The 21295-nt window shown below is 59.5% G+C and carries 22 protein-coding genes; 10 read left to right on the forward strand and 12 right to left on the reverse strand.

Annotated features, from left to right (window positions below):
• Nucleotides 1–5: 5 nt before the first annotated feature.
• Nucleotides 6–968 (reverse strand): putative 2-dehydropantoate 2-reductase, encoded by a 963-nt coding sequence (locus H097_RS24505; RefSeq protein WP_032863063.1) that lies wholly within the window; start codon nucleotides 966–968, stop codon nucleotides 6–8.
• Entirely contained in the window at nucleotides 965–1300 is a 336-nt protein-coding gene (locus H097_RS24510) for a thioredoxin (protein WP_050593441.1), read from the reverse strand. The genes H097_RS24505 and H097_RS24510 overlap by 4 nt, the downstream gene beginning before the upstream one ends.
• A gap of 187 nt (nucleotides 1301–1487) precedes the next feature.
• Here H097_RS24510 and H097_RS24515 point away from each other — a divergent pair, with 187 nt between their 5' ends.
• Nucleotides 1488–2564, forward strand: a complete 1077-nt coding sequence (locus H097_RS24515) for a 3-deoxy-7-phosphoheptulonate synthase (protein WP_029297994.1) — start codon at nucleotides 1488–1490, stop codon at nucleotides 2562–2564.
• A gap of 56 nt (nucleotides 2565–2620) precedes the next feature.
• On the opposite strand, the gene H097_RS24520 is transcribed toward H097_RS24515, so the two are convergent.
• The gene (locus H097_RS24520; RefSeq protein ID WP_029297992.1) at nucleotides 2621–2902 is read right to left on the reverse strand and encodes a GNAT family N-acetyltransferase; all 282 of its coding nucleotides are present in this window, start codon (nucleotides 2900–2902) and stop codon (nucleotides 2621–2623) included.
• Nucleotides 2903–3516: 614 nt separating this feature from the next.
• On the opposite strand from H097_RS24520, the gene oprI reads away from it, so the two are divergent.
• Nucleotides 3517–3768: an outer membrane lipoprotei OprI gene (gene oprI / locus H097_RS24525; RefSeq protein ID WP_003172710.1), complete on the forward strand. Its 252-nt coding sequence runs from the start codon at nucleotides 3517–3519 to the stop codon at nucleotides 3766–3768.
• 132 nt (nucleotides 3769–3900) lie between these two features.
• Here the strand turns inward: oprI and H097_RS24530 are convergent, their stop codons facing one another.
• The 3 genes from H097_RS24530 to H097_RS24540 are packed head-to-tail and all read right to left on the reverse strand — an operon-like array spanning nucleotide 3901 to nucleotide 5888.
• Nucleotides 3901–4869, reverse strand: a complete 969-nt coding sequence (locus tag H097_RS24530) for a L,D-transpeptidase family protein (protein WP_032863065.1) — start codon at nucleotides 4867–4869, stop codon at nucleotides 3901–3903.
• Nucleotides 4870–4929: 60 nt separating this feature from the next.
• On the reverse strand, nucleotides 4930–5226 hold the full coding sequence (locus H097_RS24535; protein WP_029297976.1) for a hypothetical protein: 297 nt from the start codon (nucleotides 5224–5226) through the stop codon (nucleotides 4930–4932).
• Between the two features lie 56 nt (nucleotides 5227–5282).
• Nucleotides 5283–5888, reverse strand: coding sequence for an arylesterase (locus H097_RS24540; RefSeq protein WP_032863067.1), 606 nt, complete (start codon nucleotides 5886–5888; stop codon nucleotides 5283–5285).
• Between the two features lie 10 nt (nucleotides 5889–5898).
• On the opposite strand from H097_RS24540, the gene H097_RS24545 reads away from it, so the two are divergent.
• Nucleotides 5899–6582 carry an ABC transporter ATP-binding protein gene (locus H097_RS24545; protein ID WP_032863069.1) on the forward strand — a complete coding sequence of 228 codons (684 nt, stop codon included), beginning with the start codon at nucleotides 5899–5901 and terminating at the stop codon, nucleotides 6580–6582.
• Nucleotides 6582–9092, forward strand: coding sequence for an ABC transporter permease (locus tag H097_RS24550; RefSeq protein ID WP_032863071.1), 2511 nt, complete (start codon nucleotides 6582–6584; stop codon nucleotides 9090–9092). Before H097_RS24545 ends, H097_RS24550 begins: the two co-directional genes overlap by 1 nt.
• Before the next feature lie 82 nt (nucleotides 9093–9174).
• Here the strand turns inward: H097_RS24550 and greB are convergent, their stop codons facing one another.
• Nucleotides 9175–9648: a transcription elongation factor GreB gene (gene greB, locus H097_RS24555; RefSeq protein ID WP_032863073.1), complete on the reverse strand. Its 474-nt coding sequence runs from the start codon at nucleotides 9646–9648 to the stop codon at nucleotides 9175–9177.
• Between the two features lie 138 nt (nucleotides 9649–9786).
• Nucleotides 9787–10980, reverse strand: a complete 1194-nt coding sequence (locus H097_RS24560) for a hypothetical protein (RefSeq protein ID WP_050593442.1) — start codon at nucleotides 10978–10980, stop codon at nucleotides 9787–9789.
• A gap of 309 nt (nucleotides 10981–11289) precedes the next feature.
• Here H097_RS24560 and H097_RS24565 point away from each other — a divergent pair, with 309 nt between their 5' ends.
• Genes H097_RS24565 through H097_RS24575 form a run of 3 tightly spaced genes read left to right on the forward strand, consistent with a single transcriptional unit; the run spans nucleotide 11290 to nucleotide 14746 of the window.
• A complete protein-coding gene (locus H097_RS24565; protein ID WP_082445666.1) occupies nucleotides 11290–12216 on the forward strand; it encodes an ABC transporter ATP-binding protein in 927 nt (308 codons plus the stop codon).
• A 41-nt stretch (nucleotides 12217–12257) separates the two neighbouring features.
• Nucleotides 12258–12938: an ABC transporter permease gene (locus tag H097_RS24570; RefSeq protein WP_346962902.1), complete on the forward strand. Its 681-nt coding sequence runs from the start codon at nucleotides 12258–12260 to the stop codon at nucleotides 12936–12938.
• Nucleotides 12939–12964: 26 nt separating this feature from the next.
• Nucleotides 12965–14746: a Gldg family protein gene (locus tag H097_RS24575; RefSeq protein WP_229752163.1), complete on the forward strand. Its 1782-nt coding sequence runs from the start codon at nucleotides 12965–12967 to the stop codon at nucleotides 14744–14746.
• 10 nt (nucleotides 14747–14756) lie between these two features.
• On the opposite strand, the gene H097_RS24580 is transcribed toward H097_RS24575, so the two are convergent.
• The 3 genes from H097_RS24580 to H097_RS24590 form a co-directional block, all read right to left on the reverse strand.
• Nucleotides 14757–15065, reverse strand: coding sequence for a hypothetical protein (locus H097_RS24580; protein ID WP_032863081.1), 309 nt, complete (start codon nucleotides 15063–15065; stop codon nucleotides 14757–14759).
• 247 nt (nucleotides 15066–15312) lie between these two features.
• Nucleotides 15313–15747, reverse strand: coding sequence for a DoxX family protein (locus H097_RS24585; RefSeq protein ID WP_032863083.1), 435 nt, complete (start codon nucleotides 15745–15747; stop codon nucleotides 15313–15315).
• A 102-nt stretch (nucleotides 15748–15849) separates the two neighbouring features.
• On the reverse strand, nucleotides 15850–17271 hold the full coding sequence (locus H097_RS24590; RefSeq protein ID WP_032863084.1) for a transglycosylase SLT domain-containing protein: 1422 nt from the start codon (nucleotides 17269–17271) through the stop codon (nucleotides 15850–15852).
• A gap of 235 nt (nucleotides 17272–17506) precedes the next feature.
• Here H097_RS24590 and H097_RS24595 point away from each other — a divergent pair, with 235 nt between their 5' ends.
• The 3 genes from H097_RS24595 (at nucleotide 17507) to H097_RS24605 (ending at nucleotide 20399) form a co-directional block, all read left to right on the forward strand.
• Nucleotides 17507–18313, forward strand: a complete 807-nt coding sequence (locus H097_RS24595; protein WP_032863087.1) for a TatD family hydrolase — start codon at nucleotides 17507–17509, stop codon at nucleotides 18311–18313.
• A gap of 96 nt (nucleotides 18314–18409) precedes the next feature.
• On the forward strand, nucleotides 18410–19891 hold the full coding sequence (locus H097_RS24600; protein WP_032863089.1) for a methyl-accepting chemotaxis protein: 1482 nt from the start codon (nucleotides 18410–18412) through the stop codon (nucleotides 19889–19891).
• Between the two features lie 145 nt (nucleotides 19892–20036).
• A complete protein-coding gene (locus H097_RS24605) occupies nucleotides 20037–20399 on the forward strand; it encodes an Mpo1-like protein (protein WP_032863091.1) in 363 nt (120 codons plus the stop codon).
• A 7-nt stretch (nucleotides 20400–20406) separates the two neighbouring features.
• Here the strand turns inward: H097_RS24605 and H097_RS24610 are convergent, their stop codons facing one another.
• Nucleotides 20407–21204 carry a thioesterase family protein gene (locus H097_RS24610; RefSeq protein ID WP_032863093.1) on the reverse strand — a complete coding sequence of 266 codons (798 nt, stop codon included), beginning with the start codon at nucleotides 21202–21204 and terminating at the stop codon, nucleotides 20407–20409.
• Nucleotides 21205–21295 lie beyond the last annotated feature (91 nt).

Here is a 21295-nt window from a genome sequence, read left to right on the forward strand (position 1 = left end):
GTTCCTCAGCCGTTGCGTCGATCGATAAAGCTCAGGGCCTGGTACAGCGCCTGCATCCGCGGCAACTCACAGCCTGCGGCCCTGGCAGCGGCCAGCGGGCGGGCGTAGATCGCGGCCAGTTCCAGCGGGCGCTGGTGCTGATGATCGTGATACATGCTTGGCCAGTAGTCCGTCAAACGCTCGGTCATGTTGAACATCTGCTCGGCGTAGCCAGGCGCGATCTCATGACCGCACGCCCGGGCGCCCTGCACCACTTCAGCCATCAACCCCTGGATCAACTCCCGGCTGGATTCGTCGGCCATCAACGTCGAGGTGTTCGCACCGAGCAGCACCGACAGGCCGTTGTACGGCACATTCCACACCAGTTTGTGCCAGCGTGCCTGGTCGAGGTCGGGCATGGCCTGGGAGTCGATCCCGGCCTCGCGGAACAGCCCGGCGCCCTCTTCGACAATCGCCTGGCGGCGTGCAGCATCATGAGTGGCACTGCCACTGTGATAGCCAAGACTGACCCGGCCCATGGCCTGATGCTCGACAATCCCCGGCCCGGAACGGTGTACGCAGATATAACAAAGCCCACCGAGCAAATGCAGGGACTCAGGCAAATGTTCGCGCAGGTCATCCTCGATACCGAGGCCATTTTGCAACAGCACGACCTTGGCACCCGGCGCCGCCACCTGGGCAATCGTCGGCGCCAACTCAACGTTACCAGTGGTTTTGGTGCCCACCAGCAGCCAGTCGCAAGGCGGCATGTCGGCCGCATTGGCGTAGGCCTGGACCGGGTGCAGGTTCAAGGCCCCATGCACCGCACTATTGAGTTGCAAGCCACGCTCACTGACCGCCGCGTATTCACTGCGCAGCAGGAAATGCACGTCGAAACCGGCGCGCGCCAGCATCAACCCGTAAAAACCACCGATGGCACCGGTGCCGATAATCCCAATGCGCGGGCCAGGCTCAACTGCACTCGTCATGGCAACTCCTCTGGTTCTTGTTTGAGCGCCTCATTTATAGCGTCGCTGAGGTCGCTGGGGTTCAGGCCCACCTGCAGTGCACCGTGGAGTTGACCCTCGCACACTACAAATAAAGCCGGCAAATGAAAGATCCCGTAGCGCTCCACCGCACCACCATTGTGCCCAGCGTCGACCCAGCAGATGCGCGCCACCGGCAGGTTCCAACCCGGTATCTGCTGGCGTGCCCAACGACAACTGGAACAGCCGACGCTGGTAAACACCAGCAGCGAAGTGCCCGGTAACGTCAGTAACTGCTGGTCGATATCCAAATCCGTCAATTCAAACGCTTTCACTCGATCCACACCACGCCCTTTAACCAGGCAACACACTATCAGGCCGTACGCCACTGCGCGCAATTGCCCATTGTCGAGCCGGCGTGTACGCGCTAAGGTTCGGCTCCCCGCTGCATTTAAATCATGCTGTGCTCCGCCGCACGGGGTTCGCTGGCGGCCGGCACCCGTGACCCTGACGAGTAACACGATGGCTGATTTACCGATCAACGACCTAAACGTCGAATCCAACGAGACCCTGATCACGCCCGATCAGCTCAAACGCGAAATCCCTTTGAGCGACGCTGCACTGCAGACCGTCACCAAGGGCCGCGAAGTCATTCGTGACATCCTCGACGGCACTGACCACCGCTTGTTCGTGGTGATCGGCCCTTGCTCGATCCACGACCTCAAGGCTGCCCACGAGTACGCCGAGCGCCTAAAAGTGCTGGCTGCAGAAGTGTCTGACACCTTGTATCTGGTGATGCGCGTGTATTTCGAGAAGCCACGGACCACCGTCGGCTGGAAAGGCCTGATCAACGACCCATACCTGGACGACTCGTTCAAGATCCAGGACGGCTTGCATATCGGCCGCAAGCTGCTGCTGGACCTGGCTGAAATGGGCCTGCCCACGGCCACTGAAGCCCTGGACCCGATTTCCCCGCAGTACTTGCAGGACCTGATCAGTTGGTCGGCGATCGGTGCGCGTACCACCGAATCGCAAACCCACCGCGAAATGGCCTCCGGCCTGTCTTCGGCCGTGGGTTTCAAGAACGGTACCGATGGCGGCCTGACCGTGGCGATCAATGCCTTGCAGTCGGTTTCCAGCCCACACCGCTTCCTGGGGATCAACCAGGAAGGTGGCGTGTCCATCGTCACCACCAAGGGCAACGCCTATGGCCACGTGGTACTGCGTGGCGGCAATGGCAAGCCCAACTATGATTCGGTCAGCGTGGCCCTGTGCGAACAGGCGCTGACCAAGGCGAAGATCAAGCCGAACATCATGGTCGATTGCAGCCACGCCAACTCCAACAAGGACCCAGCCCTGCAACCGCTGGTGATGGAGAACGTGGCCAACCAGATCCTGGAAGGCAACCAGTCGATTATCGGCCTGATGGTCGAGAGTCACCTGAACTGGGGCTGCCAGGCGATCCCCAAGGATCTGGCCGACCTGCAGTACGGCGTGTCGATCACCGATGCCTGCATCGACTGGTCCGCCACCGAGACTACCCTGCGCAGCATGCACGCCAAGCTCAAGGACGTATTGCCCAAACGCAAACGTACCTGACGCACACAAAAACGCCGGGCTAAGCCCGGCGTTTTTTTATGCGTGTCTATCGGCTTTCACAGCTTCGCGGCATGGCGCTGGTGGCGCTCCATGTAGCGCTCGACGTAGGAACAGGACGGGATCACCGTGTAGCCCATGCTCTCGGCGTATTGCAGTGCCTCTTCGGTCAGCGCAGCAGCAATGCCGCGTCCACGCAAGGCATTGGGCACAAACGTGCGATAAATATCCAGGGTCTGTTTCCCCAGGTCCATGTAGGTCAGATAGGCACGATGACCGTCCACATTGGTCTCGAACTGATGACCAGCCTGGTCATGGTGGATGGACAACGCCTCGCTCATCACTACTCCTCGCGGGTCTTGGTTTCTGACCCCTACCTTACCGATGTTTTTCCGGCGAAGGAACATCTACGCCACCCCGTGCCGGTTTCGACAACGAGAAAAGCCCTACAGCACTCACGCCCCGCACCCAGGAATAGTAGGCACCAATCCTGTCATTGCTCAAGGGACGCTTGTCATCCATGGGGCTGGCGGACATAGAAAGGGCTGATCGAGCATCCGCTGGTCGATAGCCTGAACATTGCCGGCAGTTGAAGCTTGAGACGAACAGCGGCTCTTAAAGTCACCTCTACATGCGCAAAAGATGCCCGTCAACGCCAGGAAATTCTGAACAATAGTGTTCGCCTTGATATATAAATTGACTTGCGCTTACAACGTTTAACACTTGCCAGCTGGCGCTTTCAGCCTGGATCCAATCTTTGACTGCGCATCAAAGACTGGACATTTTTTATACAAACTCGCTAAAGATTAGCCAAAATAGATGCGGTACAAGAATTTTTTTTGCTTCTTGCGCTACGTCAGTTTACTTACTACAAGTAATGGGTAGTATGTACGCCGGCTATTAGCTCACTCTGAGATAGTAGCCATTAAATAGAAAGTCCTTGAAGGGGAACACGATGAACAACGTTCTGAAATTCTCTGCTCTGGCTCTGGCCGCAGTTCTGGCTACCGGTTGCAGCAGCGTCTCCAAAGAAACCGAAGCTCGTCTGACTGCAACTGAAGACGCAGCAGCTCGCTCCCAGGCCCGTGCAGACGAAGCCTACCGTAAAGCTGATGAAGCTCTGGCTGCTGCTCAAAAAGCACAACAGACTGCTGATGAAGCTAACGAGCGCGCTCTGCGCATGCTTGAAAAAGCTAGCCGCAAGTAATAATCCCTCGGGATTGTTATCAAGCCGATCCATTTTTGGATCGGCTTTTTATTGCCCGTAATTCGGCACCGGATCCCAGGCAATAAAAAGCCCGCCAGGGAATAATCCGTGGCGGGCTTCTATTGGGTGACGTTATTGCAGCAAGTCGCCCGGCGCGCTGGTGACCATAGGTGCCTCGCCTGGCTCGCCGATTTGCGCCGGCAAGCCATCTTCGGCCGCCACGACATCACGCACCTCATCCCAATTGACCCGCAGGTTGTTGGCCAGGTCTTCGCGCTTGAGCATCGCGTTGATGACGGCCGTGTGCTTGTCGACCACCGACGGCGTGCCATCGTCGTTCAATGGCGCATGCGCCTCCAGGTAAACCTTGCCGCCGCTGATGCCAAACTTGTAGGCGTCATTGATGATCCGCACAGGCGTACCCACCGGAACCATCTTGGCCATCTCCAGCACGTTGTTGTTGAACATGCGGAAGCAGCCATGGCTGGTACGGGTACCAATGCCAAACTTCTTGTTGGAGCCATGAATCAGGTAGCCCGGCGTACCCAGGGTGAACTTGAATGGCCCCAGGGGGTTGTCGGGACCTGCCGGCACCACGTTGGGCAGCGGGTCACCGTCAGCCGCGTGCTCGGCCTTGATCGACGCAGGCGGGGTCCAGGTCGGGTTGGGGGTCTTGGCGATGATGCTGGTATGGGCAATCGGCGAGCCCCAGCCTTCGCGACCGATACCGAGCGGGAAGGTGTACACCACGTCCTGACCCTTGGGGTAGTAGTACAGGCGGTACTCGGCCAGGTTGATCACGATGCCTTCCCGGGGGCCCGGCGGCAGGATGAAACGGGTCGGCAATACAATCTCGGCGCCGGTCCCCGGCAGCCAGGCATCGACACCCGGATTGGCCGCGACCATCTCCGAATAGCCCAGGTCATATGTCACCCCCAGGTCGGCAAAGGTGTCTTCGTACTTGGCCTTGATCACCTGGACCTGGCCGACAATGTCTTCACCCGGCGGTGGCAGGGGCAGTTGCAGGGCTGCAACAGGACCGGCTGCACACAAGGCAGCGAGAGACAGGCAACGGGTGACGACAGGGAGGCGCGACAACATCCGGGAAATCCTTCGCAGATCGACGGGGGGTAAAATGGCGATTGTAGCGTGTAGCGGCCCTTAAAGCTCGAAGCGCAGCTCAGGCCAGATAGGCGGTGTGCCGCGTTTTTGCGATTCAAGAATCGCCCGGCACAGGGGGCACAGGCGCTGATCCTGGAAGATCGAGCGATCCACCGAGGACCAGCGTGGCTGGGCAGGCAGCAATGTGCCACAGAGCGTGCGGTCGATGGTGCCGCCCAGCTCCAATTGGCGCGTCACCAGATGCACCTTCACTTCCTGGCAGGCGAACAGATCCAACTGCTCGTCGGGCTCGATCAGTTGGTAGGCAAACAGGGACCAGGCAGGACGCGACGACATCGGGGGCTCCAAATCGGGGGCGCCACCTTAGCCGAAAGACCGCTGCTAGAAAAGCGTCATAACAGCGGTTTTAGCGTCGGCCAGACATTTTCCAGCAACTTGGCCTGGGCGCCGACTGCCGGGTGCAGTTGATCAGCCTGCATCATCTGCGGATGCCCCCCCACGCCTTCAAGGAAAAACGGCACCAGGGGAACGTTTTTTTCCTTGGCCAACACGCCATAGACCTCGGCAAATGCCTTGGTGTATCGCGGGCCATAATTGGGCGGTAACTGCATCCCCAGCAGCAGCACCTTGGCACCGCCGGCCTTGGACTGGTCAATCATCGACGCAAGATTTTGTTGCAATTGCGCCGGGGGCTGCCCGCGCAAGCCGTCGTTACCACCCAACTCGATAACCACCACGTCTGGCTTATGCTCTGCAAGCGCCGCCGGCAGCCGCGCGAGGCCTCCAGCACTGGTGTCGCCGCTGATGGAGGCGTTGACCACTTTGTCGTCAAAACCCTCCTTCTTGAGCTGTTGCTCCAGCAGCGCCACCCACCCTTTGCTGGTATCCAGGCCGAAACCGGCACTGATACTATCGCCAACGATCAGGACAGTACCCGCCGCTGCGTTCTGGGCCATGCACATCAGGGCCAGGCCAGCACTCAAAAACCATATTCGCATCGGATTCTCCATGGGCGCATGCATTCTCACCGCGCAGAACCTTAGCAAAGTGGTTCCCAGCGCGGAAGGTGAACTGACCATCCTGCACGAACTGAGCCTGGAACTGAACAAGGGCGATAGCCTGGCTATCGTCGGCAGCTCCGGCTCCGGAAAATCCACGCTCCTTGGCCTGCTGGCCGGGCTCGACCTGCCCAGCAGCGGTGAAGTCACCCTCGCCGGCCAGGCCCTGAGCCTCCTGGATGAAGACCAGCGGGCACGCATCCGCGCCGAACACGTCGGTTTTGTGTTCCAGTCGTTCCAATTGCTCGACAGCCTCAACGCCCTGGAAAACGTCATGCTGCCCCTGGAGCTGGACGGGCGCAAGGACGCCCGCGAACGCGCCCGGCACTTGCTCGAACGGGTCGGCCTGGGCCAGCGCCTGACCCATTCGCCCCGCCAGCTCTCCGGTGGCGAGCAGCAACGAGTGGCGATTGCCCGGGCGTTCGCCGCCGAGCCGGACGTGCTGTTTGCCGATGAACCCACCGGCAACCTCGACAGCCATACCGGCGAGCGCATCAGCGACTTGCTGTTCGAACTCAATAAAGAAAACGGCACCACTCTGGTGCTGGTGACCCACGACGAGCGCCTGGCCCACCGCTGCCGACGCCTGATCCGCCTTGAAGCCGGCCTGATGGTCGAGCCCCTGGAGCCTTGATGGCACGTCTGCCGCTGTTACGCCTGTTCAGCCTTGCCCTGCGCCAATTGCTGCGCGATGCCCGTGCCGGTGAGTTGCGCGTGTTGTTCTTCGCCCTGCTGGTGGCAGTGGCCGCCAGCACTGCCATCGGTTATTTCGGTGCGCGGCTTAACGGCGCGATGCTGCTGCGCGCCACCGAGTTCCTCGGCGCCGACCTGGTGCTGGAGGGCAGTTCCCCGGCCCGCTCCGAGCAGTTAACCAGCGGCACGCAACTGGGCCTGACGCACGCCAGGGTGGTGGAGTTCTCCAGTGTCATCGCCACCGACAACGGCATTCAGCTTTCGAGTATCAAGGCGGTCAACGAGCAATACCCGCTACGCGGCCAACTGAAAAGCGCGGCTGAACCGTTCGCGCAAGAGACCTCGGGCGGCGGCCCGAAACCCGGCGAGGCCTGGGTCGAGGCTCGCCTGCTGACCGCACTGGACCTGAAAGTCGGCGACAGCATCGACGTCGGCATGAAAGCCCTGCGCATGACCCGCGTCCTCACCTATGAGCCGGATCGGGCCGGCAACCTCTACAGCCTTACCCCACGGGTGATGATCAACCTGGCCGACCTTGAGGCCACCGGCGTGGTCCAGCCAGGCAGCCGCGTCAGCTACCGCGAGCTGTGGCGCGCGCCGCCAGCCAGTACCGCCCTGCAAACCTACCGCGACCAGATAACACCTGGCCTGGCGGCCAACCAGCGCCTGCAGGATGCACGGGACGGCAACCAGCAAATCGGTGGTGCCCTGGGCAAGGCCGAGCGCTACCTGAACATGGCCAGCCTGGTCGCCGTGCTGCTGTCCGGGGTGGCCGTGGCCCTGTCGGCGAATCGCTTTGCCAGCCGCCGCTTCGACGCCAGTGCACTGTTGCGATGCCTGGGCCTGTCGCGGCGCGAAACCATGCTGCTGTTCAGCCTGCAACTGACCGTCCTGGGCTTGCTGGCCAGCCTCGCCGGTGCGGCACTTGGCTGGCTGGCGCAGTTGGGGCTGTTTTACCTGTTGCACGATCTGCTGCCGGCAGATGTCCCGCCTGGCGGATTGCTGCCAGCCGTCGCCGGCATCGGTACCGGGCTGGTAGCCCTGGCCGGTTTTGCCCTGCCGCCCCTGGCGGCGCTGGGCCGCGTACCACCACTGCGGGTTCTGCGGCGCGACCTGTTGCCGATCCCCTCCAGCACTTGGATGGTGTATGGCGCGGCATTGTTTGCCCTGGGCCTGATCATGTGGCGCCTGAGCCTGGACCTGGTGCTGACCTTCGCGCTGTTGGGCGGCGGGGTTATCGCCGCGCTGCTCCTCGGCGGCCTGCTCCTGCTACTATTGCAAAGCCTGCGCCGCCTGCTGGCGCGTGCAGCCCTGCCCTGGCGCCTGGGGCTGGGCCAGTTATTGCGCCACCCGTTGGCGGCGGCGGGCCAGTCCCTGGCGTTCGGCCTGATCCTGCTGTCGATGGGGTTGATCGCCCTGCTGCGTGGAGAACTGCTGGACACCTGGCAGAACCAACTGCCCAAGGATGCCCCCAACTATTTCGCGCTCAACATCCTGCCGGCCGACAAGGACGCCTTCGGTGCCCGCCTGCTGGAGTTGCAAGCGCAGGCAGCGCCCTTATATCCGGTGGTACCAGGGCGCCTGATCAGCATCAACGGCGAACCCGTGCAGGAAATTGTCAGCAAGGACTCCAGTGGCGATCGTGCGATACAGCGGGACTTGAGCCTGACCTGGGCCGCCAACCTGCCCCCGGGCAACACCCTGACATCGGGCACCTGGTGGGCGGATCAGCCGAAGGATGAGATACCTGGTGTCTCGGTAGAAACCAAGGTCGCCGAAAGCCTCAAGCTCAAGCTCAATGACCACCTGGTCTTCACCGTTGGCGGGGAAAACCGTGAGGCCCGGGTCACCAGCCTGCGGGAGATCAACTGGGACAACTTCCAACCCAACTTCTTCATGATCTTTCAACCTGGCACCCTGAAGGACCTGCCGGCCACGTACCTGACCAGCTTCTACTTGGCCGCCGGCCATGACCAGCAGATCGTCGACCTGTCCCGGGCCTTCCCGGCAGTCACCATCCTGCAGGTCGAGGCGTTGCTGGCCCAACTGCGCAGCATCCTGGCCCAGGTCACGCTGGCCGTGGAGTATGTGCTGCTGTTTGTCCTGGCGGCAGGCATGGCGGTGCTGTTCTCCGGCCTGCAGGCCACCCTGGACGAACGCATCCGCCAGGGCGCCTTGTTGCGCGCCCTGGGGGCGGAGCGCAAGTTGCTGGTCAAGGCCCGGCGTATCGAGTTTGGTCTGTTGGGTGCGGTCAGTGGGCTGCTGGCGGCGCTGGGTACCGAGTTGGTGACCCTGGTGCTGTATCGCTATGCGTTCGACCTGGTCTGGCACCCTCACCCTTGGTTGTTGGTACTTCCGGTGATTGGTGCGGTCTTGATCGGCGGTGCGGGGGTGTTCGGTACACGCCGTGCGCTGAACGCCAGCCCGCTGACGGTATTGCGCGAAGGCTGAAACAAAAAAGCCGGCCCCCCTGTGGGAGCCGGCTCACTGCATCACGGCGTTCTTCCTGGCGCCATCGCCGGCAAGCCGGCGCCTACCTGATGTACTCGATGCCGGTGATCCACCAGCACATTTCGCCGCCGGGCGTCTGCACAATGGCCTCATCGTCCACCTCTTTGCGCAGCAAGGCCCTGGCCATGGGGGAGTCGATGGAGATGTAATCCATGCGCTCATAAATTTCGTCATAGCCCACGATCCGAAAACGCTTGGTATCGCCCTGCTCGTTCTCGATATCCACCCAAGCCCCGAAGAATACCTTGCCCTCCTGCTCGGGCATGTATTCCACCACTCGCATATCTTCCAGGCGCTTGCGCAGGTAACGCACCCGGCGGTCGATTTCGCGCAGCAGCTTTTTGTTGTACTGGTAGTCGGCGTTTTCGCTGCGGTCTCCCAGCGAGGCAGCCCAAGTGACCTTGCGTGTTGTATCGGGACGCTTTTCTCGCCACAGGTAATCAAGCTCTTTCTTCAGCGCCTCATGACCTTCTTTGGTAATCAGCTTGGTACTCAAAAGCGTCACATCCCCAGGAAATGTCCATTGGTTCAAACCACCTCTGCATCAGCCAAGAATGCACTGGCTGCCTGACGGCAATCGGTCGGCTTTGATGATAAATGAACGCCAGAAAGTAGCCAGGCCTGATTCCCCTGGTCAATCAGGACCAGGCACATTGCCTGCATCCGCACCCTGCCGCCGGTCAACTTTCTCAACCGGAAACAAGGTTCCGTCCAAGCGATAAAGTAACCCCTTCAGATCACCTCTGAAACCCGATAACTGCCCCAGTCCGGTCGCCAATTGCTCAGCCTGTTGCTGCGATGCCCTATCCAACGCTTGTAGCCTGAACGACTCTTCTTCCAACTGGCGGGCCCAGCTCTCCAGGCGGCGTTGTTCTGCCTGCTGCAACTGCGCATCCTGGGCCAGGTGCTCCTCACGCCCATTCAACGCTTCGGTTCGCTGCTGCAAGGCTGACTCCAGTACGGCCAGTTGTTGATTGGCCTGCTCCAGTACGGCCTTTTCCCGTAGCAACTGACTTCTGTGCAGCTCAAGCTCCTCCTGTTGTTGGAACACTGCACGCTTTTGTTGCGTCAACTCTTGCGCCACACGGGCAAGATTGGTCAGCGTGGTGTCCACTTCAAGCAGGGACGACTGATCCCGGGCCACGACTGACGAAACGGCTTCCGGCGGCGTAACAGGCTGCTGCACTCGCGGAGCGGGCACCTGCGGCACCGACTCCTTAGGCGGGGGAGGCAATAGGTCAGCAGGCGCTGCCACCGGCAAGACGACTGACGGTTCCTCATCCGCCCCCTGCGCCACAGCCTCAGTGCCATCTGCCGTACTGGGAGGCGACACCATTTTTGACGAGAAACGAATAGACGGCACAATCAACTCGGTACTCTCAATCGCGGGTAGACCAATGACTGACGTTCCGAGGGTGATCACCTTCATCACCAATGCCTTCTTGATCATCAGCGAGTGGTGATCCTCCGGTCTAGCCGTCGGTAGCTTGCTACCCTTCAGGTCAATGAAGTGGTAAGGCACCTGTGCCTCTGAGGTATTGCCATCCTTGACACCGGCCCCCGTGGCCAGGGTGATGATCTGCTTGAGGACCCTCATCGCCAGTTGCAGGTTCTCCTTGGACTCGATGCCGCCAAGAAAATAACGCTCGGCCTTTTTGCGCAGGGCGGCGATATAGACCCGAGAGCTCCCCGGCTCAACCTCTTCGTCCAGGCTATAGACAAGAAAGTTCGAAGCGATTTGGGGTATCGCAAAGCAACAGAGCAATGCACCGTTAACCGGGGAATCATGACCAGAGTGTTCAAGAACAAGAGTACGTAGAAGCATCATGAGTGTCGGACTCCATTACGGTAGTACTTCATATACACGCCATCTATCAAATAAAAATCAACACCACATCAAGAGCAACACAATTGTTTCAGCGAGTGATTGAGCCACATGTAGGACTTCCCTTATTTCAGCGCCTCAGCGTTTCCAAGCGATCCTATTGAACGTACCATTTTTTAACAAAGCCGCACCTGAAACACTTGATCAATACTTTTCGCCTTCAACCTTCGGAATTTTTCAACCTAAAGACACAGGCTTATTGAGGCCACCGCATACTCGCATACCCAGGCAAACAACCAAGTAGAAAACCCAATGATCGAAATAACAAATCTAACAAAAAAAACAGGACGGGCGACGTCCATCGACAACTTGTCATTTAGCGCCCATCCCCGGGAATGCCTAGGGTTATTTGGACATGATGGTGCTGGCAAAAGCACGCTACTCAAATTGCTCTCAGGCGCAATTCCGGCAACCTCCGGCACTATGAAAATATATGATATTAATATCTCTACCCACCCCATAAAGGCAAAAAAAATAATAGGTTACCAGCCTGAATCGGCACTCGGCCATGGCGACATGAAGGTAAAAAATTTTCTGGGTTACATGGCCGAAGTCCGCGGATTCCATGGCCTGGAAAAGCGCAAGATGGTCGATCGAGCCATCACCCGCCTGGAGCTTTGGCGAATACTTGACTCGCCGATCGCAGCCCTTCCTCCAGGGCATCAGCGCAAAGTGGCGCTGGCCCAAGCCATCCTGCATGACCCCAGGCTACTGCTACTCGATGAACCAACAGAAGGCCTGGCCCCCCTACAAAAACAAAAGGTCGGGACGCTTATCCAGTCGCTGACCGAAGACATGACGGTCATTATCGCCTCACGCAATCCAGAAGAGTTCTCCTGTATCTGCCAACGGGCGCTGGTTCTGTCCGAGGGTAGATTACTGGCCGATGCCCCCATCACCGAGCTACAACGTAGTTCGCGTCATTACCAGGCAATCACCCTGGCTGGCGATACCCCCCTGGACCTCCTGGCACTGGCCGTGCTTCCGGGGGTGGCTGGCATCGAAGAAGACCGGCATGCCGACGGCAGCGTGACAGTACTCGCGATGCCGGGGCAAATCATCTACCCACATGTCAACGCCCTGGTCGCCAACCGCCGCTGGAAGATCAATACCTTGAGCCTTGAGCCGGGACGCCTGAGCGATGTCATCCACCATTTGAGCCAGGGGGCGCCCAATTGAAACGTCTACCCGTGATATTCAAACGACAACTGAGTAACTACTTGTCGACCCCGTCCACGTATTTTGGCATCGCGACCTTCTTGACTGCCAACACTGCGCTCGGTTTTTATGTAGGAAAATTCCTGGAGAATACGCCAACAAACTTGCACGCTTTCTTTCAGTACCACCCATGGCTTTATCTTTTTTTCATTCCATTTATTTCCACTCTACTTTGGTCGGACGAGTACAAAGACAATGCTTTTTCCTTTACAAACACACTGCCAGTATCAGCCCTAGAACTGACACTGGGTAAATTTCTAGCCGCCTGGATCCTTTGCGCACTAACGCTTTCACTGACGCTCCCACTGGTCATTACCATTAACTACCTGGTCATAGCAGACAATTCAACCATACTGGCTCAATTCATAGGGAGCTGGCTACTGGCAGGTGCCTATCTCTCGTTCGCCTGCCTTGTTTGTGTCATGGCCTATAACCGCCTGATTATTTTCGGCATCACACTCGCGCTGTTACTGACAGCAAGCACTTTATCGTCAGTATTGGATATGTTGTCCCATCAGGCCCCCATCTGGGTAGTTGACAGTTTGATTTCACTCAATCCACGAATACGTTTCAGTACGATAGACAGCGGTCTTCTGACGCTACAAGACACGTCGTACTTCATAAGCATGATCATTGCCTTCCTCACCGCGACCACCCTTATTTTAAATTTCAGAAAAAGCTGAGGAAGGAAATTCCCATGAGGAACCTTATGAACTTCGGCGTGACGTTGATCGTCATCGCCCTGCTTTTTCTCGCCTTCAATCTGGTATGGGCACTGAAGCTGCCCAATTATAGGCTGGACCTCTCAGAGAAAAAAATCCACATCCTGTCACCGTCTACCAACGCCCTGCTCGCGGCACTTGAAACCCCCATGGACTTGTATTTTTTCAACGCAAGCCATCCCCCAAAAAGTGAAGCCTTGAAAAGCCATGGCGAGTACATCGCCCTGCTACTCAAGGCCTATGAAAGCGCGTCAAAGGGCAACGTTACGCTGCACCTGATTGACCCTAAACCCTTTTCAGAAGATGAGTACAAGGCTGAGTTATTGGGCCTGGATAGCAAGCATGGGCTGTTTGGCCTCATCGGGACCCGTACCAACCATGAACCTCAGAAAATCGAACGATTCGACCCTGCCCAGGCGGGCTTCCTGGAGTATGAGATCAGTCGCCTGATCCACAACGTCGCGCGCCAGGAACAACCCATAATCGGGCTAATCTCCGGATTGGCCATGGACGGCAGCCGGGATGAACCCAACCAGGAAATCGCACCTTCGTGGCAGTTACTCAAGGCACTCCGCAGTCAGTTTAATCTGATGAGCCTGGGCAGCGACATCTCGCGCATCCCCGGGCATGTAAAGACCTTGATGGTCATCCATCCCGATCGTCTACCGCAACAGACACTGTTTGCCATTGATCAATTTGTCCTGGGTGGGGGTAAGTTGATGATGTTTATCGACCCCCTGAATGACCCGGGCTCAACCGCCGACACCTCAGGCCAGCAAAACCTGCTCGCGGCGTGGGGCGTGCAGATGCCAGCAAACAAGGTATTGGCAGACAACCTCTATGCAACCCCGGTAGTACTGGCGAGCGGCCTGCCGCCCGTACGCCATCCCGGGGCGCTCACCCTGACCAGAGAGGCGATGACCCGGCACGATATCAGCACCTGGGGCGTTGACAACATAACGCTGTTAAATCCCGGCACGCTCACGCCACTGAAAAAAAGCCGCATCACATTCACCGCGCTACTCCAGAGTTCCAGACAAGCCAGCACGTTCGATGGGGCACGCTTCGCTCAACAGGACGCATTTGACGCCATGCTCAGCGAGGCAACCACTCGCGGCCGGCAGAATGTGATCGCCGCTCGCATAGAAGGGCCCGCCTATTCCGCCTTTCCTGACGGTCTCAATGGTCAGAAAGCAACGTTGCAAAAGGCCGCCAACATCCATGTGGTGGTAGTGGCCGACACTGACCTGCTCAGTGACCGCGTCTGGCTGGCCGCACGCAATGCCAACGGACAACAAGCGCGGCTTCCGGGCAATGCCAGGTTTGTCTTCAATACCCTGGATAACCTGGCTGCGCCCGACACACTAAGCGCTATCAGCCCTCGTGCGAGCGGCCGGCAACCACTCGGTTTGCTGGACAGGTTGCGCAACGAGGCCGCGCAGTCCTATCGAAAAAAAGCCCCCCTTCTGGAGCAACGCCTGGACCAGGCAGAAAAAGAATGGCAGTCGCTGAACACGCCGTCATCAATGCTGGGGAGTCAGGCCATCTCCTCCAATACGTTACTGCAAGCGTTAAACAAAGAACGCCTGCGATTACGCTTGGAGCTTCACACCTTGGAAAGGGATGCCTACAGGAACGTCCGCAGCCTCGAACTCACTGTGGCACTGCTCACTCTCACCACCGTTCCGTTGATAGTAAGCCTGCTGGGCCTGGGGATCTTCATCTCGCAGCGACGTCGCCATCATCCGCCTACCGCAGCGTTCTACTGAGCCGTACGGGTTACCGCCGAGTAATCAAGCCCTGGCGCGCCACGCGGGTCAGGTGCTGGATGAACTCAGCGGCATCCTCGGCGTTCGGCGCCTGGATCACCGCCAGATCAAAGCTGTTCGTGGCAAAACGCGCCAGGGACTCGCCGTCTTCGACAAACTGGATCAGGAAAGCCGAAGGACGACCCGTGCGCCGGGGCCAGCCATCCAGATAACGCAGCAGCGTCGGCTGGTGCTTGCCGCCAAGAAGAATTTTCGGATTGCGCTGAGTCAGGCCCGCAGTGATCGGGGCCAAGCGTACAAGAGGTCGTAGTGCATTCATCGTGTCGTGTCTCTGCCTCAAAAGTCTGCGGGCAGGTGAGAGGCAACACCGAACCAGCGCTTTAGCGGTATTTCGAAACCTGGAGCAGGCTTCTGTCGGGGCTGCATCGAGTCCCTGTGGCGCCCCGCAATTAGCTGTTTAAATCGGCGCATGCAGCATCCTAGAGAAGCCGGTGGGGAAGTGTCAAGAATCCCGTACAACGAAAAAGGCCCGCACGGGGCGGGCCTTTACAGGAGCGTTAGCAGGATCAATTGGCGATTGCGCGGTCGACAGACAGTTTGCCAGCCCCTTCAAACAGCACTGCCACTGTACCGCCCAGCAATGCCAGGGCGAACTCGTAGCCGTTGTTGGCCATGAACAAACCGTTGCTGATATGCACCGAGAAAATCGCCACCAGCGAGACAAAGGCCAAGCCCAGCGCTGCTGGACGTACCAGCAAACCGATGATCAGCGCCAGGCCGGCAAAGAACTCGGTACCGCCCGACAACAGTGCCATTAGAGTGCCCGGTGCCAGGCCGATACTTTCCATCCACTGCGCCGTCCCCGCCAAGCCACCACCACCGAACCAGCCAAAGAGCTTCTGCGAACCGTGGGCGGCAAAAATGATGCCGACGAAAATCCGCAGTACCGTCAGGCCGTAGCCTGCGCGGGTGGACAGAATGTTTTTGATCAATGGGCTCATGCTGACAATCCTTTCAATGTAGGGGTTGGTTGGCCGCTATATTAATCAGTTTAAATAATGATAAAAGCGGAAAAAATGCCTAAATCATATCGATAATATCGATTATTTTCGCGAGACAATCTTCGCTGACACCGGCTCCAGGGAGTCCCGTTCCCGATCAAAGGCCAAGTAATACTTGTTCACGCTATTAACATAGCTGACACCGCCCATTCCGACCTGCTCCATGGCGATGCGCTCCACCTGAAAGAACCACTGATTGGGGTTCAAGCCCCGGCGCCTGGCCTCGGCACGCATGCCCTGTACTCGCTCCGGCCCCATGTTGTAGGCCGCCAGCACGAACGCCATGCGCTCGCGCTCGTTGAGTTTGGGGCTGGCGAAGAACTTGCGGCGAATCAGCGCCAGGTAGCGCGCGCCCGCCTGCACATTGCTGTCCAGGGTCTGGATATTGTTGACCCCGACCCGTTGGGCGGCTGACGGGGTGATCTGCATCAGGCCCGTCGGCCCGCTGCCACTTTTCGCCGCAGGATTGAGCGATGACTCCTTGTAGGCCAGGGCCGCCAGGTTCAACCAGTCCATGCCTTGTTCCCGGGCATGCTTTTGCAGCACCGGGCGCAGCTTTTCCAGACGCTGGCGATCAGCCCGCGCCAGGGGATAGCGCACCTTATAGAGACGGCGATAGATACGCTGGAAAGCCACATCCTGGTCCGACGGGGTCTTGTAGGTTTTCAGGAAGCGATCAATGCTCGCCCGTAGCATCGAGGCATCCTGGCGCACGAACCAGTACTCTTCGCCCGGCTCGCTGATCGCCACTTGCCGATCAAAACGCAGCTTGGGCAGGACCTTGGACCAACGCTCGGCAATCGGTCGCTCGACAATGGTCAGATGGAAGATCCCGGCCTGGACCATCTCCAGCACATCCTCCACCGCCAGGCTGGGGTCCACCCATTCCACCTTGACCGGCGGCAGTTTGCGCAGCGCCAGTTTCTGGTTGATCTGATTGACCGCCTCCCCCGCCGCACTGCCAGTGGTCAAGGCCAAAGTGCGCCCAGACAACTGTTCCAGCCGGGTAAACCGCCGCTCGCCCTTGAGCCCCACCAGCCACAGCGGCACATCGCTGGCAATCGGGTCACTGCTGCTGATCTTGTGCGCCCCCGTCGCATCCAGCAATTCACCGGGGGCAACCAGATCGCCTTCGCCGCGAGCCAGCGCCCCCAGCAATTGGTCCTTGGCCTTGGGAATGATCTTGAGGTTGATTTCCTGGCCGTCACGGGCCCGGCCATTAAGGTAATGTTCGAAGGCGCGCAGGCGATGGTATTCAGCACCGATGGACTGCCCCTGGACTTCACCGGAACTGTTGCGACTCTGGTTGACCAGCACCCGTAACGTGCGGCTGCTGCGGATTTCGGCCAGGTCGCGGACCTTGCCCGTCTTGGTCACTTCCAGCGGCCCGTCCAGGCGCGCAACCGCCGCCGTGGGCAGCAGCAGCGTCAGGCATACCATGAGCAATGCCGAGGGTCGGATCATCCGCTCTCCGGAAAGAACAAGGCCCCATGCACCGTGGAAAACGCCACATTGGGGGACAGAAACAGAGCGCCAGAGGCGCAGACTTTGGGCGCAAGGGTGTCACAGCAGCAGCTCATCGGCCAACCACGGTGTTACTTGCGACGTTCAAAGACAGCGATAACTCGTTGTAGTTCTAGGTTTTTCTTATAAATCTACAGCTCTGATAGACTTTCCGGCCGCAGGCGGAGATAGCACCATGCAACTCATTGATATTGGCGTCAACCTGACCAACCCCAGTTTCGACGACAAACACCAGGCCGTGCTCGACCGCGCCTATGCCGCCGGCGTGGGCCAATTGGTTGTCACCGGCACCAGTGTGCAAGGCAGCGAACAGGCCCTGGAACTGTGCCAGCGTTGGGATGAAAGCGCCCAACGGCTGTTCTCCACCGCGGGCATTCACCCCCACAGCGCCAGCGATTGGAACGCCGACAGCGCCCGGCAACTGCGTGACCTGCTCAGCCAGGACCGGGTACGCGCCGTGGGTGAATGCGGGCTGGACTTCAACCGTGATTTCTCACCACGCCCCCAGCAGGAAAAAGTCCTCGAAGCCCACCTGGCATTAGCCGTCGAATTGCAGTTGCCGGTGTTTCTCCATGAGCGCGATGCCAATCAGCGTTTGCTGGAGATCCTGCGCGACTACCGCGACCATCTGCCCGCCGCCGTGGTGCACTGCTTCACCGGCGAGCAGCGCGCCCTGTTCAGCTACCTAGACCTTGACCTGCATATTGGTATCACCGGCTGGATTTGTGACGAACGGCGTGGGACGCACCTGCACCCGCTTGTCAGGGAAATCCCCCGAGGCCGCCTGATGCTGGAAAGCGACGCACCCTACCTGCTGCCGCGCACCCTGCGTCCCAAACCCAAGAACGGGCGCAATGAACCCGCCTATTTACCGGAAGTCTTGCGTGAAGTGGCCCAGCACCGCGAAGAAAGCCTGGAAGACCTGGCACAACACAGCACCGCCTGCGCCCGCGCGTTTTTCGGCCTGCCTGCGTTGGATTGACGCGGCGTATTGACCCATATCAACACCCTTTTTTCGAATAGCGGCACAATAATGGCACCTTGCCAAAACTGTTTCCGCTATCAGAGAAAACCTTCCATGGGTGCCTGGCTTAGCAATATCTCGCTGAAGTACAAATTCTGGGCCGTGAATGCGGTCGCTTTCATCACCACGCTGCTGCTGGTGCTGTATGCCGTGCACCTTGAGCAACAGGCCCGCAGCCATGCCTCCCAAGCCTCGGCACAAGCCCAGGGCCGCTTGCTCGGCGCATGGCCGGCGGGGCAGGCGCTGCCCAAGGATGAACACTGGCTGGTGTTCCAGCGGGGCCTGGCGCCCGAACTGGCAGACCAGGACCTGTCCGCCCTCAGCGAGGCCAATGGCTGGGTCGAGTTCAACCCTATGCCGCTGTTCGGCGAAAACCCGTTGCTGGGCGCCGAAGTCATCTCCCGCGCCGACGGCCAGCAAGTCGCCGTCCTGGCCTATGCACCCAGCTTGAGCCAAGTGTTTACCGAACGCTTCACCCACTACGCGGTAGCGGTGCTGATCCTGATGCTGGCGATGCTCTGCGCCTCACAGTTGCTGATCCGCTTTTTGCTCGCCCAACTCAACACCTTGAAAGACGTGATGCTGCACGTAGAAAAAACCGGTGACCTCTCGGCTCGGGTGCCCCTGGCGTGCAAGGACGAAGTCGGGCAGATGGCCAGCGCGTTCAACGCCATGCAGGCCGGCTACCAGCGGGTAGTCAGTACCGTGGCGCGCACCGCCAAACTGTTGGACGACGGTGCCGCGCGCCTGGCCAGCAGCATGAACGAGGTCCAGCACGGCATGCTCGGCCAGCAAAGCGAGACCGACCAGGCTGCCACCGCGATCAATGAAATGACCGCCACCGTGTATCACATAGCCCAACACGCCGGCGCCACACGCGACCTGTCGCAGACCGCCGACACCCTGGCCGGCAGCGGCCAGGAAGTGGTGACCCGGGTCCAGCGCTCGATTGCCGGGCTGTCCACCGGCGTGCAGCAAACCGCAGAGATGATCCAGAAGCTGGCCGAAGACAGTCAGAAGATCAACGGCGTGGTCGGCGTGATCCACAGCATCGCCGAACAAACCAACCTGCTGGCCCTCAACGCCGCGATTGAAGCCGCCCGCGCCGGTGAAATGGGCCGCGGCTTTGCCGTCGTCGCCGACGAAGTGCGCAACCTGGCCAAGCGCGTACAAAGCTCCACCGATGAGATCACTCGCATGGTCTCGGCCCTGCAGGCCGGCACCCGGGACGCGGTGGACTTTATGCAGGAAAGCTCCTTCAAGGCAGATGACTGTGTACAGCAAGCCCAGGAAGCCGGCGCCTCACTCGCCGAAATCACCAGCGCCGTGGCGCAGATGCGCGAGAGCAACACGCAGATTGCGGTGGCCGCCGAACAGCAGAGCCACGTGGCCGAAGAGATGAACCGCGCAGTGGTGAGCATTCGTGATGTCACGGAAAACACCGTGCAACAGACCGTGGATTCCGCGACCACCAGCAACGAGCTGGCGACCCTGGCCGGCGAGTTGAACAAGGCGATCGGTCAACTGAAGTTGTGAAGTTTGCCTGCCGATCAGCCAACGCTTGCCGTTGGCGGATCCCATCAAATCGCTATAACCCCCATAGCCAACACCAATTCGCCGACCCTGCCCGCCCAACCTAAACTCTGCTCATCGAGTATCAATGGACAGAGGATTTATCATCATGGGCAAACGTCACCCCAATCTCCCGGCCTGGCAATGGCGCGCCTACCCGCAGAATCATCAGCACCCGACCAATCTGGTACTGCACCTGATTGCCGTGCCGCTGTTCATCGTCGGGTTTCTGCTGATTGTGTCCGGGGTGTTCAGCCTGAGCCTGGCCAGCTTTGCCATCGGCGTGATCGGCGTGTTGGCCGGCCTGGCGCTGCAACGCCATGGCCATAGCCTGGAAGCCCAGGCCAGCGAACCGTTCAGTGATCGTAAAGATGCGGTACAGCGCCTGCTGGTCGAGCAGTTCGTGACTTTTCCGCGCTTTGTCCTCAGTGGCGGCTGGTGGCAAGCCTGGCGTCAGCGCCACCGCCACTGAAGGCCACTCAGGCGAATACCACCACGGTCTGACGGCTGATGGCGATCAACTGGCCGTCAGGCCCCCATAGCTTGGCAGCGGCATGGCCGTAGCCATCACGGGCATGCTCGATCTCGACGTGGTACTGGCACCAGTCCAGGGTCGTCAACTGCGCCAGCGGCTGGATGAACTCTATGGTCCAGGTCAGGGTGCTGCCCGCTGCAGGCCGCTTCAGATGCGGTAACAGGGCCGGCGGCCAGGCATCCACCAACGCGAGGATATGCGCTTCGGTCAAGGGTTCTTCCTTCACATCCCCACGCAAACGTACCCAGCCGCCCATGTCCCGCGACTTGTTGCCGGTGAACGGCCAGCCGCCGACGCTCCAGCGCATCGCCAGGTGACGCATGAACTCGGGGGTCGCACCTTTGATATACGGCAGTTCCTGGCACTCGTCCCAATGCTTGAAGGTCGGCGCCGGCAACGCCTGCACATCGATCTCCGAAGGGCGCGATGCGCCGAAACTGGCCTGGACCAGGGTCATGACTTCACCGCCCTGCACCACCCGCCCCAGCAACTGGCTGACTGCCTTGCCTTCGCGCAGCACTTCCACTTGATAGCTGGCCGATACGTCTGGCGCTACCGGCCCGACAAAGGTCACGGCCAGCGAACGCAACGGGCGGTCTGCCGGCACCTGGGCGCGCAAGGCTTCGTACTGCAAAGCGGCGACCAGCCCGCCAAACGTGGCGCGGCCCTGGGCCCACTCGGCCGGGATAGACACATCCAACGGGTTATTACGGGCGGCGTCGAGCAAATCACTAAAGCGCATGGCGACCTCACATCAAGAAAATCGATTGTGCGATCTTAACCAGCGTGACAGTCAGGTACAGCGCTTATTCCGGCCAAAAAACCGGACAGAT

The sequence above is a fragment of the Pseudomonas sp. FH4 genome, assembly GCF_000510915.2.
GTDB classification, from domain to species: Bacteria; Pseudomonadota; Gammaproteobacteria; order Pseudomonadales; family Pseudomonadaceae; genus Aquipseudomonas; species Aquipseudomonas brenneri.

Coding starts and splice junctions, on each gene's coding strand:
- H097_RS24505 (WP_032863063.1), bottom strand. CDS start 968: ATGACGAGTGCAGTTGAGCCTGGCCCGCGCATTGGGATTATCGGCACC.
- H097_RS24515 (WP_029297994.1), top strand. CDS start 1,488: ATGGCTGATTTACCGATCAACGACCTAAACGTCGAATCCAACGAGACC.
- H097_RS24520 (WP_029297992.1), bottom strand. CDS start 2,902: ATGAGCGAGGCGTTGTCCATCCACCATGACCAGGCTGGTCATCAGTTC.
- oprI (WP_003172710.1), top strand. CDS start 3,517: ATGAACAACGTTCTGAAATTCTCTGCTCTGGCTCTGGCCGCAGTTCTG.
- H097_RS24530 (WP_032863065.1), bottom strand. CDS start 4,869: ATGTTGTCGCGCCTCCCTGTCGTCACCCGTTGCCTGTCTCTCGCTGCC.
- H097_RS24535 (WP_029297976.1), bottom strand. CDS start 5,226: ATGTCGTCGCGTCCTGCCTGGTCCCTGTTTGCCTACCAACTGATCGAG.
- H097_RS24540 (WP_032863067.1), bottom strand. CDS start 5,888: ATGCGAATATGGTTTTTGAGTGCTGGCCTGGCCCTGATGTGCATGGCC.
- H097_RS24545 (WP_032863069.1), top strand. CDS start 5,899: ATGGGCGCATGCATTCTCACCGCGCAGAACCTTAGCAAAGTGGTTCCC.
- H097_RS24550 (WP_032863071.1), top strand. CDS start 6,582: ATGGCACGTCTGCCGCTGTTACGCCTGTTCAGCCTTGCCCTGCGCCAA.
- H097_RS24560 (WP_050593442.1), bottom strand. CDS start 10,980: ATGATGCTTCTACGTACTCTTGTTCTTGAACACTCTGGTCATGATTCC.
- H097_RS24565 (WP_082445666.1), top strand. CDS start 11,290: ATGATCGAAATAACAAATCTAACAAAAAAAACAGGACGGGCGACGTCC.
- H097_RS24575 (WP_229752163.1), top strand. CDS start 12,965: ATGAACTTCGGCGTGACGTTGATCGTCATCGCCCTGCTTTTTCTCGCC.
- H097_RS24580 (WP_032863081.1), bottom strand. CDS start 15,065: ATGAATGCACTACGACCTCTTGTACGCTTGGCCCCGATCACTGCGGGC.
- H097_RS24585 (WP_032863083.1), bottom strand. CDS start 15,747: ATGAGCCCATTGATCAAAAACATTCTGTCCACCCGCGCAGGCTACGGC.
- H097_RS24590 (WP_032863084.1), bottom strand. CDS start 17,271: ATGATCCGACCCTCGGCATTGCTCATGGTATGCCTGACGCTGCTGCTG.
- H097_RS24595 (WP_032863087.1), top strand. CDS start 17,507: ATGCAACTCATTGATATTGGCGTCAACCTGACCAACCCCAGTTTCGAC.
- H097_RS24600 (WP_032863089.1), top strand. CDS start 18,410: ATGGGTGCCTGGCTTAGCAATATCTCGCTGAAGTACAAATTCTGGGCC.
- H097_RS24605 (WP_032863091.1), top strand. CDS start 20,037: ATGGGCAAACGTCACCCCAATCTCCCGGCCTGGCAATGGCGCGCCTAC.
- H097_RS24610 (WP_032863093.1), bottom strand. CDS start 21,204: ATGCGCTTTAGTGATTTGCTCGACGCCGCCCGTAATAACCCGTTGGAT.